Source organism: Streptomyces sp. iso_384 (genome assembly GCF_056172905.1).
Map to the genome: position 1 here is coordinate 6,107,370 of NZ_JBWBTT010000001.1, position 15,172 is coordinate 6,122,541.

Below are 15,172 nucleotides of genomic sequence, written 5' to 3' on the forward strand. Positions count from 1 at the left end.
CCCGTCCCACGAGCCGCGGGAGGCCGCACGGTGTCGAGCGCAGCCGAGCAGGAGGCAGTACAGGACCAGGAGCCGGTGCGGGGTCAGGAGGCGGTGCGGGATCCGGACGCGGTGGCCGCCGTGCGGGCGGAGGTCGCCCAGGCGCAGCGCGCCGACGCCGTACGGTCGGGGGCGGCCGCGCCCGCCGTGTGGCCCGGGGCCCCGATGCCGCTGGGGGCCCGCTTCCGGGTCGGGCCGGACGGGGTGGCGGGGACGAACTTCGCGCTGTGGGCGGGCGGGGCCGAGGCGGTCGAGCTGTGTCTGTTCGACGAGCGGGGCGTCGAGACCCGTTGCCCGCTGACCGAGCTGACCCATGAGATCTGGCACGGCTTCGTCCCCGGCGTACGGCCCGGTCAGCGGTACGGCTACCGGGTGCACGGCCGCTGGGACCCGTGGACGGGGGCCCGCTGGAACGCGGCGAAGCTGCTGCTCGACCCGTACACCCGCGCGGTCGACGGGACCTTCACCCTGCCGCCCGAGGTGTACGGGCACGTCCGGGACTGGCCGGACCAGCATGTCGCCGACACCGTGCGCGACGACCGGGACTCGGCCCCGTACGTGCCCAAGGGTGTGGTCGTCCACGATGACGACGACTGGGTGGAGGACCGCCGGCCCAAGACCCCGTGGGCCGACTCCGTCATCTACGAACTGCATGTGCGCGGCTTCACCAAGCTCCACCCGGACATCCCGCCCGAGCTGCGCGGCACGTACGCCGGTCTCGCGCACCCGGCGGCGATCGGACATCTGACCCGGCTCGGGGTGACCGCCGTCGAGCTGCTGCCGGTGCACCAGTTCGCCCACGAGGACCATCTGCTGCGGCGCGGGCTGCACAACCACTGGGGCTACAACTCCATCGGCTACTTCGCCCCGCACGCCGACTACTCCGCCTCCGGCACGGCGGGCGGCCAGGTCGGCGAGTTCAAGCGGATGGTGCGCGCGCTGCACGACGCCGGGATCGAGGTGATCCTCGACGTCGTCTACAACCACACCGCGGAGGCGGGCGAGCTGGGCCCGATGCTGTCGCTGCGCGGCATCGACAACCGGGGCTACTACCGACTCCAGAACGACCCCCGCCGCTACGCGGACTACACCGGCTGCGGCAACACCCTGCACGTGGTGCAGCCCCAGGTGCTGCGGCTCATCACCGACTCGCTGCGCTACTGGGTCACCGAGATGGGCGTCGACGGCTTCCGCTTCGACCTGGCGGCGGCGCTGGCCCGCTCGATGCACGACGTCGACATGCTCTCGCCGTTCCTCGCGGTGATCGCCCAGGACCCGGTGCTGCGCAGGGTCAAGCTGATCGCCGAACCGTGGGACGTCGGCAACGGCGGCTATCAGGTGGGGGCGTTCCCGCCGCTGTGGACCGAGTGGAACGACCGCTACCGCGACGCCGTACGGGACTTCTGGCGCGGCGCGCTCCCCGACGTACGGGATCTCGGCTACCGGCTGACCGGCTCCAGCGATCTGTACGCCTGGGGCGGCCGCCGCCCGTACGCCTCGGTCAACTTCGTCACCGCGCACGACGGCTTCACCCTGCGCGACGTGGTCTCCTACGAGCAGAAGCACAACGAGGAGAACGGGGAGGGCAACCGGGACGGGACGAACGACAACCGGGCGTGGAACTGCGGGGCTGAGGGCGAGAGCGACGATCCGGAGATCAACGCGCTGCGCCGCCGCCAGCTCCGTAACCTGCTGACCACGCTGCTGCTGTCCACCGGGGTGCCGATGCTGGTGGCGGGCGACGAGATGGGCCGGACGCAGGGTGGCAACAACAACGCCTACTGCCAGGACAACGAGACCGGCTGGGTGGACTGGTCGCTGCTGGAGCGGCCGGAGTGGCGGGAGCTGACCGAGCTGACGGCCCGGGTGCTGACGCTGCGCCGGACCCATCCGGTGCTGCGGCGCCGCGCGTTCTTCTCGGGCCGGGCGCAGGCCCCGGACGGGCTGCGGGATCTGGCGTGGTTCGCCCGGGACGGCCGGGAGATGACGGAGGGCGACTGGTACGCACCGGCGGCCACGCTCGGGCTGTACCTCTCGGGCCGGGACATTCCGGGGCGGGACGCGCGGGGCGAGCCGGTGACCGACGACAGCTTCCTGGCGGTGTTGCACGCGGGCGCGGAGCCGGTCACCTTCGAACTGCCGGGCGCGCCGTGGGCGGACGCCTACGAACTGGTCCTGGACACCTCACGGGAGGACCAGGCGGAGGCCCCGGGCACGGTCCTCGACGGCGGTACGGAGGTGACGGTGCCGGCCCGTTCGGTGCTGCTGCTCCGGGTGGCGGAGTGAGGAGGAGCCCGGATCAGCCGAGGATGCCCCGGTCGTAGCCGACGGCGACGGCCGCGGCCCGGTCCTTGGCGCCCAGCTTGGCGAAGATGTGGGTGAGGTGGGTCTTCACGGTCGCCTCGCTGATGAATAGCTCGGCGGCGATCTCCCGGTTCGTGGTGCCCCGCGCCACCAGGACCAGCACCTCGCGCTCGCGCGCCGACAGCGCGGTTTCGGCGGGGCCGGCCGCGGGGGTGCGGACCCGGGTCATCAGCCGGGAGGCGACGGCGGGCGACAGGACACTGCGCCCGTCGGCGGCGGCCCGGACGGCGGCGAACAGCTCCTCGCGCGGGGCGTCCTTGAGGAGGTAGCCGGTGGCGCCCGCCTCGATCGCGGGCAGGGTGTCGGAGTCGGTGTCGTACGTGGTCAGCACCAGCACCTTCGAGCGCGCGCCGCGCCGGGTCAGCTCCGCGATGGCCGCCACTCCCCCGCCGCCGGGCATCCGCAGGTCCATCAGGACGACGTCCGGGTCGAGCCGCTCGGTGACCGCGAGGGCGTCCACGCCGTCCGCCGCCTCGCCGAGCACCTCGAAGCCGGGGGCGGCGGCGAACATGCCGCGCAGTCCGTCGCGGACGACCGGGTGGTCGTCGACGACGACGAGGCTGATGGCGCGGGCGGGGATCTCGGTCATGACGGCACCGTACGGGGGCTCACTCCTGCCTGACCAGGGGCTGCCGCGGGGTCGTTGACTCCTGCCTGACCAGGGGGACCCTGGCGGACACCGCCGTGCCGCCGCCCGGTTCCGACTCCACCTCGACCGCGCCCGCGATGCGTTCCGCGCGGGTCCGCATGCCGCCGAGGCCGAAGCCTCCGGTGCGGCTCGCCGGGGCGGCGGCCTCCGGGTCGAAGCCGCGGCCGTCGTCCCGCACGTCCAGGGTCAGTTCGTCGTCCATGAAGGACAGCGTCACCCCGACCCGCGAGGCCCCGGCGTGCCGCCCGGCGTTGGCCAGGGCCTCGCCCGCGATCCGCAGCAGGGTGGCGGCGATCTCGTCGTGGACCGGTTCGACGGTGCCGGTGACGGTGAAGTCGGCGCGGACGCGGTGCTGTTCGGCCCAGTCGGCGACGGTCTTCTTCAACGCCCCGGCCAGTTCGTCGTGTTCCAGGGCGACGGGCGCCAGGTTGTGCACGGAGCGGCGGGCCTCGCCGAGGCTGTGGCGGGCGAGCGCGGCGGCCCGCTCCAGGTGGACACGGGCAGTCTCCGGATCGCGGTCCGTGACGGAGGTGACGACCTGGAGCTGGGCGATGATCCCGGTGAGGCCCTGGGCGAGGGTGTCGTGGATCTCGGCGGCGAGCCGCCGCCGCTCGTCGTCGACCCCGGCCTCGCGGGCCTGGACGAGGAGTTGGGCGTGCAGGGCGGCATTCTCCGCCATGGCTTCCTCCAGCCGGAGGTTGGTGCGCTCCAGCTCGGCGATGGTCGCGGCCTGGATGCGGGCCTTCTCCTCCTCCCGCATCCCGAGGTGCCAGAAGAAGAGGGCGAGGGAGGCGTTGACGAGGTACAGCGCACAGAAGGCGACCCAGTTCATCAGGGACGCGGGCGGCAGGCCGCCGCTCTGCGAACCGGCCAGGGTGACGGCGGTGGTGAGCAGCCCGATCCGGACGGCGCGCTTGGGCAGCAGGGGTTCGACGTCGAAGTAGCTGAGCGCCGCGTAGATCGCGAAGAACGGGTTGAGCCAGGACAGGGCGAAGGCGAGGAGGGTCCGGGCGGCGTAGTAGGCCACCCCGGCCGGGGCGCCCGGAGCGGTACGCGGGCGGGCCCGGCCCCACCAGAGCTGGAGCCCGTACGCCGCGACGGCCAGGACCCCGGCCACGTACATCTCGGTGCGGGTCATGATCAGGTCGGCGGCGACGGCCCCGACGATGACGGACAGGGTGAGGACGGCGTAGGGCCCGTACCGGTAGAACTGCTCCCAGCGCTCCTCGACCGTGCGGGGCCCCGTCGCACCGGACAGGTACGGGGAGCGGGGCGGCTGCTTCATGCGGGCAGTCTCCGTCACTGCCACCGGAAGAGTCGAGCGGCCGCGATGCCCAGAGCCGCGGTCCACAGGGCGAGGACCAGGAGGTGGATCCAGCCCGGCCAGCTCCCGGACGCGGCCTGCTCCAACGCCTGGGAGGCGGCCCCCAACGGGGTGATCTCCACGATGCGGCGCAGGGCGTCGGGCATCGTCTGGACGGGCAGCCACACCCCGGCGCTGAACATCATCACGAGGTAGGCGCCCGTGCCGAACGCGGTGGCCGCCTTCGTCGTCCGGGACAGGGCGCAGATCATGGAGCCCAGGGTCAGCACGGCGGCGACGGCGAGCAGCAGCGCCAGCAGGTAGCCGGGGAGCTGTTCGGGCAGCGCGACCCCGTAGGCGATCCGGCCGACGACGGTGACGAGGAGCGCGGAGGCGAGGCAGGCCGCGCCGTGCAGCAGGATCTGGGCACAGAGCAGGGCGGAGGGCCGCACCGGGGTGGCGGACATCCGGCGCAGGATTCCGCGCTCGCGGTAGGCGGTGAGGACCGGCGGCATCGCCTGGACCGCCGCCGTGATCATGGCGAGCAGGATCGAGATGGGGACGTACAGGTCGATGACGCGCCGTCCGCCGAGTTCGTCCTGCGCCTCCTTGAAGGCGGGGATGAAGCCGAGGATCACCAGAAGAACGGAGGGGAAGGCGAAGATCCAGAACAGGTTGCCCGGTTCGCGGAGGAAGAGCCGGGTCTCAGCGATCAGGACGGCGGCCGCGGGACCGCGTCGCCGGGCGACGCGGGACCCGGGGGCGGTGGCCGGTGCGGTGGTGGTCTCGGTCGGCATGTCAGATGTCCTGTCCGGTGAGGTCGAGGAAGGCTTCGTCGAGGCTGGTCTCGGTGATGCGCAGCCGCTGGGCGGTGACGCCGAGTTCGGCGAGCAGGGCGACGAACGGGGTGACCGTCTCGTCGGTGCCGTGCAGCGTGAGCGCCCCCTCGCGGTCGGGCGGGGTCACGGTCGCGACGCCGGGAAGCGCGGTGAGCCGGGTGAGGTCGGGGCCGGTGAGCGCCCGGGAGGGCACGAAGGAGACGACGGTGGAGCCCGTGGCCCGCCGGATCAGCCCCGCCGGGGTGTCCAGGGCCACGACCTTGCCCCGGTCGATGACGGCGATCCGGTCGCAGAGGCGCTGGGCCTCCTCCATGAAGTGGGTGACGAGCAGGACGGTCACCCCGCCGTCGCGGATCTCCTCGATGAGCTTCCAGGTGTCGCGGCGGGCGCGCGGGTCGAGGCCGGTGGTCAGCTCGTCGAGGACGACGACCTTCGGGTTGCCGATCAGGGCGAGCGCGATGAACAGGCGCTGCTTCTGACCGCCGGAGAGTCGGCCGAAGCGGGTGGTGAGCCGGTCCGTCAGGCCGAGCCGGTCCGCGAGCGGCCGCCAGTCGGCGGGGGCCGGGTAGAAGGCGGTGTAGAGCTCCAGCGCCTCCCGTACGGTCAGTTTGGCCTGGAGTTCGCTCTCCTGGAGCTGGGCGCCGAGCAGGTGTGACACCCGGTCGTGGTCGGCGACGGGGTCGAGCCCGGCGACCCTGATGGTGCCCGCGTCGGGGATGCGCAGGCCTTCCACGCATTCGACGGTGGTGGTCTTGCCCGCCCCGTTGGGGCCGAGGATGCCGAAGATCTCGCCCTCCTCGACGGAGAAGGAGACGCCGTCGACCACGGCACGGCCCGCGTAGGTCTTGCGTACCCCGTCGACTTCGATGATTGCCATGCCCACCAGGGTTCCGGCGGACGGGCCCGGGCGGTATCCGCCGTCACGCTCGACGGCGCATCGGCCGATCGGTTGATACGGGGGTACGACCCGGAGGTCCGGCCCGAGGTGCGTTCGGCCGGACCGGCCGGGGAAGAGGGCCCGGTCCGGCCGAAATTGGGAGGCCCGATGTCAGTGGTGAAACGTAAGGTCGGCCCTGATGCCCGAAAAGCCTGCAGAGCGCACGGACCGGTCCGCCGTGCGCTCCCTCCTGCGCCTGTGGCCCTATGTCCGACCCGTGCGGGTCCGCCTGTTCACCGCCGCCTTCGTGGCGGTCGTGGCCTCCTGCCTGGGGCTGGTGATCCCGCTGGTCCTGAAGTGGATGGTGGACGGTCCCGTCGCCGACCGCGATCCGGGCGGGGTGTGGCTGGGGGCGCTGTATCTGTTGTTGCTGGGCATCGCGGAGGCGCTGCTGTTCGGGTTCCGGCGGTGGCTGGTGGCGCGTCCGCTGGCCGGGGTCGAGGCGTCGATGCGGGCGGATCTGTACCGCCATCTGCAACGGCTTCCGGTCGCCTTCCACGACCGCTGGGCCTCGGGTCAGCTGCTGTCGCGCGGGACGACGGACCTGATGCTGCTGCGAATGTTCCTGGCGTTCCCGCTGACCTTCCTGATCGTCAACACGACGACGATCCTCGTCGGGTTCGTTCTTCTGTTCGCCCAGGACTGGACGCTCGGTCTGGTGCTGCTGGCGCCCGCGGTGCCGCTGATGATCCTGTGCTCGCTGTTCGAGACGAAGTACTCGGTGGTCGCGCGCCGGGCCCAGGACCAGGTCGGCGATCTCACCACGGTCGTCGAGGAGAGCGTGCTGGGCATCCGCATCGTCAAGGGCTTCGGCCGGCACCGCAGCCAGGCGCAGGCCTTCCGGGCGCTGTCGCACCGGCTGCGCACCACGGAGCTGGGCAAGGCCCGGCTGCTCGCCGGGATCTGGGCGCTGATCACCGCCATCCCGGAGCTGGCGATCGGCGCGGCGCTGGTCCTCGGCACGATCCAGGTGGCGGACGGATCGCTGTCGGCCGGCACGCTGGTGGCCTTCCTCTCCACGGCGCTCGCGCTGCGCTGGCCGGTGGAGTCGATCGGCTTCCTGCTGGCGATGAGCCAGGAGTCGGCGACCGCCACCGACCGGTACTTCGAGGTGATGGACGTCCCGGAGGAGCCCGGGGCCGTCGCCGTGCGCGAGGACGCGCCGGCCACCGCCGCCGGGATGGTGTTCGAGGGCGTCGAGTTCCGCTACCCGGACGCCGAGCCGGGCTCGCCGCCGGTCCTCGCCGGGATCGATCTGCACATCCGGCCTGGCGAGACGCTGGCCCTCGTCGGGGGTACGGGGTCGGGCAAGACGACGCTGACCGCTCTGGTGCCCCGGCTGCACGAGGCGACCGGCGGGCGGATCACGCTGGACGGCGAGGACATCGCCACGATGGAGCGTTCGCGGCTGCGGGAGCTGGTGTCCGTGGCGTTCGAGGAGCCCACGCTGTTCTCCGCGACGGTCGGCGAGAACGTGACGATGGGCGCGGCGGGCGCGGACGAGGCGCAGGTGCGCCGGGCGCTGTCGGTGGCCCAGGCCGACTTCGTGCACGAGCTGCCGCACGGGCTGGACACCGAGGTCGGCGAGCAGGGCCTGAGCCTGTCCGGCGGCCAGCGCCAGCGTCTGGCGCTGGCCCGGGCCGTGGTCGGCGAGCCGCGCTTCCTGGTGCTGGACGACCCGCTCTCCGCGCTGGACGTGCACACGGAGACGCTGGTGGAGGCCGCGCTGCGGCAGGTCCTGGAGCGGACGACGGCGGTGGTCGTGGCGCACCGCCCGTCCACCGTGATGCTGGCCGACCGGGTGGCGCTGCTGTCGGGCGGCCGGATCGCCGCGGTCGGCACCCATCAGGAGCTGCTGCGCGACAACGCGGAGTACGCCTGGCTGATGTCGGGCGCCGAGCCCGGCGATCCGGCCCGTACGCGCGAGGGCGCCGAACACGAGGACCACCGGGCCGCCGTCGGGCAGGTCCCCGCCGAGGAGGGCAGTGCCCGATGACCACGACCACCGACGACGCCTCACGTCCCGCGGCCGAGGACGACGGCCTGCGGAAGAAGAGCCCGCCCGCTCCGGAACGGCCGCTCTCCGACGACCCGTTCGACCGGGACGACCTGCCCGCTCCGCCCGGGGCGACGCGGTCGCTGCTGTTCTCGCTGCTGGCCCCGATGCGCGGCCGGGTCGCGGTGGCGGCCCTGCTCCTGCTGGTCCAGCAGGGCGCGATGCAGGCGGGCCCGCTGCTGGTGGCGTACGCGATCGACAGCGGGGTCCCGGCGTTCCGGGACCACGACTACGGCCCGCTGATCGCGGTCGCCGTCGGCTATGCGCTCTGCTCGGTCGGCGCGGGCATCCTCCAGTACGGCTTCATCCGGGCCGCCGCGCGGATCAACCAGGACGTGCTGCTCGATCTGCGCGGCCGGATCTTCCGGCACGCGCAGGCGCTCAGCGTCGACTTCCACGAGCGTTACACCTCGGGCCGGCTGATCTCACGTTCCACGACCGATGTGGAGTCGCTGCGGGAGCTGCTGAGCGAGGGGCTCCAGGAACTGGTCGGCGTGGTCCTGTCGTTCGTGTCGATCTCGCTGGTGCTGCTCTGGCTGGACCTGGGCATCGGCGCGATCGCCACGCTCTCGTTCGTACCGCTGTATCTGATGGTCCGGATGTACCGGCGGCGGGCGTCCGTCGCGTTCACGGCACGGTCGACGGCGATCGCGGCGGTGATCGTGAAGTTCGCGGAGACGATGAACGGCATCCGCCCGGTCCAGGCGTTCCGCCGGGAGCGGAGCAACGACGTCGCCTTCACCGAGCTGAACACCCGCCACGAGCGGTCGAACGGCGACGCGATCCTGGAGATGGCGCGCTATGTCGTCGGCTCGCGGCTGATCGCGAACACGGCGGTGGCCGGCATGGTGCTGTGGGGCGCCTACCGGGTGGCGGACGGCACGCTGGCGCTCGGGGTGCTGGCGGCGGCGGTGCTGTATCTGCGCCGGCTGTACGACCCGATCGACCGGCTGGGCATGTTCCTCAACTCCTACGAGTCGGCCGCGGCCTCACTGGCGAAGATCGCCGGTCTGCTGGCCCAGACGCCGAACGTCCCGGAGACCGACCACCCCAGGGAACTGCCGCCGCGCTCCGGTGACCTCCCGGGCCGGGAGGTCACGTTCGACGGGGTGCGGTTCGCCTACCGGACGGGCGGCGAGGTGCTGCCCACCTTCGACCTGCACATCCCGGCGGGCCGGACGGTGGCGGTCGTCGGCTCCACGGGCGCGGGCAAGTCGACGCTGGCCAAGCTGCTGGCCCGCTTCTACGATCCGACCGAGGGCCGGGTCCTGCTGGACGGCACGGACCTGCGCGACCTGGACACCGCCGAACTGCGGCGGGGCGTGGTGATGGTGACGCAGGAGGCATTCCTGTTCTCCGGGACGGTCGCGGAGAACATCGCGATCGGTCGCCCGGACGCCACCCGCGAGGAGATCGAGCACGCCGCGAAGGCGATCGGCGCGCACGACTTCATCGCCGCCCTGCCGGACGGCTACGACACCGACGTACGCAAGCGGGGCGGCCGGATCTCGGCGGGCCAGCGCCAGTTGGTTGCCTTCGCCCGCGCCCTGCTGGCGAACCCGTCGGTGCTGATCCTGGACGAGGCGACCAGTTCCCTGGACATTCCCGGCGAGCGGGCCGTGCAACGGGCCATGGACACGGTGCTGCACGGCCGCACGGCGGTGGTGATCGCCCACCGGCTCTCCACGGTGGAGATCGCGGACCGGGTGCTGGTGATGGAGCACGGCCGGATCGTGGAGGACGGCGCGCCGTCCGAACTGATCGGCGGGACGGGGCGGTTCGCGGGGCTGCACCGGACGTGGAAGGACAGTCTGGTCTGAGCGGGGGGCTGCAGGTTCCGCGATTCGGTGCGCACCGTACCCGTGAGATGCGCACCGAATACGCAGTTCCAAGGATCTGTGCGCATGGACGCCGCACGGTAACCAGCTTCCGGCCCATGGCCATTCGGTGGGCCGAGCGGTCACGGACTTCGGGGCCACTTCTGCCGCAGCCGGGTGAAGCGGATCTCGCGTTCGAGCCGGACATGAACAGCCGCCTCGATCTGGACCTGTCCATCCGGGCCGCGGTGCCCGGCCCGCGCACCCCGCAGGACGAGGCAGCCCCAACTCCGGCGTGACACCCGGGCTCCGGGCCCGGCCCTACCTCGTGAGGGGCGCCACCCCGAGGAGGGCTGCGGTTTTGGCGTAGACGGTCCGGGCGAGAGCGTCGTCCAGTGCCAGGCGCGAGGGGGTGTCCGGCTGGGACTCGCTGAAGAATCCGCCGCTGGGGCGCGGCGGGGACTTCTTGGCGACGCTCACCCGCAGGTCGATGGAGAAGGACTCCTCGGCCTGGACGGAGGTGTAGCCGAGGTAGCCGGAGGTCTCGTCCTCGTCGTCGAGGACGAGGTCCGTCCAGACGCCCGTCTCCGGGTCCTTGAACTGGAGCGTGAGGTGACTGCTGGAGTCGTTTCCACGTCCCCTTGTCGACCTTGGCGGCGAAGACACCGATGTCGACGCGGTCGTAGGCGTGGTCGCTCTTGTTGGTCACCTTCAGCTGGAAGCCGTGGAATCCGCTGCCCGCGACGGCCTTGGACGGCAGCCCGGTGAGCGCGGTCCGCAGGTTCGTGTCGACGACGGGGTCGCTGTCCTCGTCGCCGCCGTCGCAGATGAGACCCGCCCTACGCGAGCGTGCGCCCGCTCGTCGGGTGCGCGCCCTCGCTCGGGCGACCGTATGCGCGTCCCCCTCACCCCGGCAGCAGCCGCACCGCCCCATTGCGCAGCCGGGTGCGTTCCGTGCTCATGAAGCGGTGCAGGGCCCGGGAGGCGAAGGCGGTCCGCTGGGCGCTGCGGCGGCGTTCACGGTCGTAGGCGCGCAGGGCTCCGGTGACGCCCGCAGGGCCCGGGGGTGCGGCGGCGAGCGCGCGGGTCAGGGCGTCCGCGTCCAGGATCGCGGTGCAGGCGCCCTGGCCCAGGTTGGGCGTCATGGCGTGGGCCGCGTCGCCGACCAGGGCGACGGGGGCGACGGAGGCAGGCCCGGTGTCCGTGCCGGCGCAGACGAAGGAGGGCAGCGCCGGGTACAGGTGGCGCATCTCGTAGCGGATCCAGGCCGCCGGGTCGGTGGCGTCCAGAATGCGCGGGATCGGGTCGTGCCAGCCGGCGAAGCAGACGCGCAACTCCTCGGCGGTGGTGGCCTCGGGGGCGGTGGCGTACCAGTTGGTGCGGCCCGGTTCGACCGGGGTCAGCCCGAAGAAGCGGCCGCTCCCCCAGGTCTCGCCGTGCACCGGGCTCTCGACGTCGGCGATGCCGATCCAGGCGACGGTGCCGACCGCGCGCGGGCCGCTGCGGTCGCCGAAGCGGGCGGCGCGGACGGCGCTGCGGATGCCGTCGGCGCCGATCACCAGGTCCTGCCCGGCGGCGAGGGCGTCCACATCGGTGACCCGCTCTCCGAGCTTCAGCGGTACGTCGCCGAAGGCTTCGAGGCCCGCGAGCAGGGCGTCGAGCAGGTACGGGCGGGAGATGAGGAGTTCGGGGCGGCCCGCCTTGCGTTCGATGCGTTCCAGCGGAAGGCGGGCGATCGACGTTCCGTCCGGGGTGCGGATGTGCGCGTCGCGGTAGGGGACGGCGTGGTCGCGCAGCGCGTCGCCGACACCGAGCCGGTCGAGCGCGGACTGTGCGGTGGGATGGATGCCGAAGGCCGCACCGTACCGCTCCAGTTCGGTGCGCCGCTCCAGCACGGTCACGCTCCAGCCCGCGCGGCGGAGTCCGATCGCGGTCGCCAGTCCGCCGATGCCCGCGCCGACCACGGTCGCCGTTCCCGTCATGTCGCACTCCCGAAGCCCGTCCGGCCGGTACAGAAGAACCACCACATCCGTGGTACCACGGCTGGGGTAGCATCGGCAAGGAGAGCGAGGAAGCCAGGGGCCTCGGTACGGGAGTGAGGGAGCGCGCGTGAATCCGGACCGGCGGGACCGGCTGCGGGACGCGGCGATCGAGGTGCTGGCCCGGGACGGCGGGCGCGGGCTGACCCACCGGGCCGTGGACCGGGCCGCCGAGGTGCCGCCCGGCACCACCAAGAACTACTTCCCGACCCGTGACGCGGTGCTCCGCGCGGTGGCGGAGCGCTGCCTGGAGCAGTACGTCGCGCTCACCTCGCAGTTGGCCGCCCGCCCGGGGCCGACGGACCGCGAGGGCCTGACCGCCCTCTTCCGCTCGCTTCTGGAGAACGTCGCGGGGCCCGGCCGCGCCCGCCTCCTCGCCGTGCTGGAGCTCCAGGCCGAGGCGACCCGCCGGCCCTGGCTCTCCGGCATCCTCGACCCGATGGCCAGGGGTGACTTCGCGGGCTTCGAGGCGGCCCAGCGCGCCGCCGGACTGCCCGTCACCCCGCAGCGGGCGGCCGTCGTCACCCTCGCCCTGCACGCGGCGGTCCCGCATCTGCTGACGAACGGCCCCGGCACCCTCGCGGCGGCGGGACTCGACGACCTCGACCGCTTCGTGCGCGACCTCCTGGACGCGGTGTACCCGCCGGACGCGACCGCCTGAGCGCTCCGCTCCGCCCCGGGCCGCATCCTGACGGACCGGCGCATTCCGGCGTGCGGATCTGGCCAGAACCCGACGTCGTCTCATCAGGCGGTCATCACGCCTCTTCCCGCCCGCGACGGCGCGGTGCCCGTCGCGCACGAAACCTGTGACCACCCGGTGAATACCGGGCTCCACAACGCCCGGTAACACTGCGGCAATGATCGGCGAAACGTCCGCTTAACGAACATGACCTTTCCGGCAACGAACGAGAATCGGCCAAGTTATTGACGCGCTCCTGACAGGCACGGTCATCTGCTGACACTCTTCACCCCGTTCTGCGCACCGCCTGCACCGTCCGGACGGCCCGTCCAGCGCCGCCGGTACCCCCCTCGCAGAAGGAGTCCGCGTGAGATCCACGCCCAGCCGTCGCGCCACCGCGACCGGCGCTCTGATAGCCGCAGCAGCCCTCATAGCCGTCGCCGTCCCGTCCGGCGCCGCGACCGCCACCTCCGCACCCGCCTCGGCCCCGCTCGGCGGCATCACCGCCGGCACCAAGGCCGACCCGGGCGCCCTGCCCGCCAAGCTCTCGCCCGCCCAGCGCGCCGAGCTGCTCAGCGAGGCGAACGCCACCAAGGCGGCCACCGCCAAGGAACTCGGCCTCGGGTCCACCGAGAAGCTCGTGGTCCGCGATGTCGTCCAGGACCGCGACGGCACGACGCACACCCGCTACGAGCGCACCCTGGACGGCCTCCCCGTCCTCGGCGGCGACCTCGTGGTCAAGGAGTCCGCGGCCGGGAGGACCGAGGGCGTCAGCAAGGCGTCGAGGGCGACCAGCGCGCAGCTGAAGGCCGTCGCCCTGACCGCCGACGTGGCCCCGGCCGCGGCCGAGAAGCAGGCGCTCGGCGCGGCGAAGGCCGAGGGCTCGGAGGCGAAGAAGGCCAGCGAGGCCCCCCGCAAGGTGGTGTGGCTGGGCAACGGCTCCCCGCAGCTCGCGTACGAGACCGTCGTCGGCGGGCTCCAGCACGACGGCACCCCGAACGAGCTGCACGTGCTCACGGACGCCACCACGGGCGAGAAGCTGTACGAGTGGCAGGCCGTCCACAACGGGACCGGCAACACGCAGTACAGCGGCCAGGTCACCCTGGGTACCGCACCCTCGTACACCCTGACCGACACCACGCGCGGCAACCACAAGACGTACAACCTGAACCGGGGCAGCTCCGGCACCGGGACGCTGTTCTCCGGCCCGGACGACGTCTGGGGCGACGGCACCCCGCAGAACGCCGAGACCGCGGGCGCCGACGCCCACTACGGCGCCGCGCTCACCTGGGACTACTTCAAGAACGTGCACGGTCGCAACGGCATCCGGGGCGACGGCGTCGGCGCGTACTCCCGCGTCCACTACGGCAACAACTACGTCAACGCCTTCTGGCAGGACAGCTGCTTCTGCATGACGTACGGCGACGGCGACGGCAACGCCAAGCCACTGACCTCCATCGACGTGGCCGCCCACGAGATGACCCACGGCGTCACCTCGAACACCGCGCGCCTCGTCTACAGCGGTGAGTCCGGCGGTCTCAACGAGGCGACGTCCGACATCTTCGCCGCCGCCGTCGAGTTCAACGCGAACAATGCCCAGGACAAGGGCGACTACCTGGTCGGCGAGAAGATCGACATCCGCGGCAACGGCACCCCGCTGCGCTACATGGACAAGCCCAGCCGGGACGGCAGCTCCAAGGACTACTGGTACTCCGGCATCGGCAACGTCGACGTCCACTACTCCTCGGGCCCGGCCAACCACTGGTACTACATGCTCTCCGAGGGCAGCGGCGCCAAGACGATCAACGGCGTCAGCTACGACTCCCCGACCTCCGACGGACTGCCGGTCACCGGCATCGGCCGGGACAAGGCGTCGCTGATCTGGTTCAAGGCGCTCACCACCAAGTTCACCTCGACGACCAACTACGCCGCCGCCCGCACCGGCACGCTCGCGGTCGCCAGTGAGCTGTACGGGGCCACCAGCCCCGAGTACGCGGCCGTGGCCCACGCCTGGGCCGGCATCAACGTGGGCGCCCGCCCCGGCGGCGGCGACCCCGACCCGGGCGGCAAGGTGTTCGAGAACACCACCGTGGTGAACATCCCGGACGCCGGTGCGGCCGTCACCAGCTCGGTCACCGTCTCCGGTGTGGCCGGCAACGCGCCGAGCGCCCTCAAGGTCGGCGTGGACATCACGCACACCTGGCGCGGTGACCTGGTCGTCGACCTGGTGGCCCCGGACGGCACCACCTACCGGCTCAAGAACCGCTCCTCCGGCGACTCCGCGGACAACGTGGTGGAGACCTACACGGTCAACGCCTCGTCCGAGGTGGCCAACGGGGTCTGGAAGCTGAAGGTCCAGGACGTCGCACGGCAGGACACCGGACGGATCAACAGCTTCAAGCTCACCTTCTGATCCACTCGCACCGAACCGAACGGCCCGGGAGGGGTTC

At 72.4% G+C, this 15,172-nt stretch carries 11 protein-coding genes; 5 read left to right on the forward strand and 6 right to left on the reverse strand.

Annotated elements, in window-relative coordinates; all coding sequences use genetic code 11:
• Positions 1-30 precede the first annotated feature (30 nt).
• A complete protein-coding gene (gene glgX / locus AC0VY3_RS27305) occupies positions 31-2,325 on the forward strand; it encodes a glycogen debranching protein GlgX (protein ID WP_475550823.1) in 2,295 nt (764 codons plus the stop codon).
• A 13-nt stretch (positions 2,326-2,338) separates the two neighbouring features.
• Here glgX and AC0VY3_RS27310 read toward each other — a convergent pair whose 3' ends face one another.
• From AC0VY3_RS27310 to AC0VY3_RS27325, 4 genes are read right to left on the reverse strand one after another with little or no spacing between them, the layout of a single operon-like run.
• Entirely contained in the window at positions 2,339-2,992 is a 654-nt protein-coding gene (locus AC0VY3_RS27310; protein WP_103509907.1) for a response regulator, read from the reverse strand.
• Between the two features lie 19 nt (positions 2,993-3,011).
• On the reverse strand, positions 3,012-4,337 hold the full coding sequence (locus AC0VY3_RS27315) for a sensor histidine kinase (RefSeq protein ID WP_475550824.1): 1,326 nt from the start codon (positions 4,335-4,337) through the stop codon (positions 3,012-3,014).
• A gap of 14 nt (positions 4,338-4,351) precedes the next feature.
• Positions 4,352-5,152, reverse strand: coding sequence for an ABC transporter permease (locus tag AC0VY3_RS27320; protein WP_103509905.1), 801 nt, complete (start codon positions 5,150-5,152; stop codon positions 4,352-4,354).
• Between the two features lies 1 nt (position 5,153).
• Complete coding sequence (locus tag AC0VY3_RS27325) at positions 5,154-6,071, reverse strand: ABC transporter ATP-binding protein (protein WP_475550825.1); 918 nt, start codon at positions 6,069-6,071, stop codon at positions 5,154-5,156.
• A gap of 199 nt (positions 6,072-6,270) precedes the next feature.
• Here AC0VY3_RS27325 and AC0VY3_RS27330 point away from each other — a divergent pair, with 199 nt between their 5' ends.
• Positions 6,271-8,127, forward strand: a complete 1,857-nt coding sequence (locus AC0VY3_RS27330; RefSeq protein WP_242741082.1) for an ABC transporter ATP-binding protein — start codon at positions 6,271-6,273, stop codon at positions 8,125-8,127.
• Positions 8,124-10,007: an ABC transporter ATP-binding protein gene (locus AC0VY3_RS27335; RefSeq protein ID WP_103509903.1), complete on the forward strand. Its 1,884-nt coding sequence runs from the start codon at positions 8,124-8,126 to the stop codon at positions 10,005-10,007. The genes AC0VY3_RS27330 and AC0VY3_RS27335 overlap by 4 nt, the downstream gene beginning before the upstream one ends.
• Positions 10,008-10,325: 318 nt before the next feature.
• Here AC0VY3_RS27335 and AC0VY3_RS27340 read toward each other — a convergent pair whose 3' ends face one another.
• Positions 10,326-10,670: a hypothetical protein gene (locus AC0VY3_RS27340; protein WP_475550826.1), complete on the reverse strand. Its 345-nt coding sequence runs from the start codon at positions 10,668-10,670 to the stop codon at positions 10,326-10,328.
• A 239-nt stretch (positions 10,671-10,909) separates the two neighbouring features.
• The gene (locus AC0VY3_RS27345; protein ID WP_475550827.1) at positions 10,910-11,986 is read right to left on the reverse strand and encodes an FAD-dependent oxidoreductase; all 1,077 of its coding nucleotides are present in this window, start codon (positions 11,984-11,986) and stop codon (positions 10,910-10,912) included.
• A 127-nt stretch (positions 11,987-12,113) separates the two neighbouring features.
• Here AC0VY3_RS27345 and AC0VY3_RS27350 point away from each other — a divergent pair, with 127 nt between their 5' ends.
• Positions 12,114-12,704: a TetR/AcrR family transcriptional regulator gene (locus AC0VY3_RS27350; protein WP_475550828.1), complete on the forward strand. Its 591-nt coding sequence runs from the start codon at positions 12,114-12,116 to the stop codon at positions 12,702-12,704.
• Between the two features lie 385 nt (positions 12,705-13,089).
• Positions 13,090-15,135 (forward strand): M4 family metallopeptidase, encoded by a 2,046-nt coding sequence (locus AC0VY3_RS27355; protein ID WP_103509900.1) that lies wholly within the window; start codon positions 13,090-13,092, stop codon positions 15,133-15,135.
• The last annotated feature ends 37 nt before the right edge of the window (positions 15,136-15,172 follow it).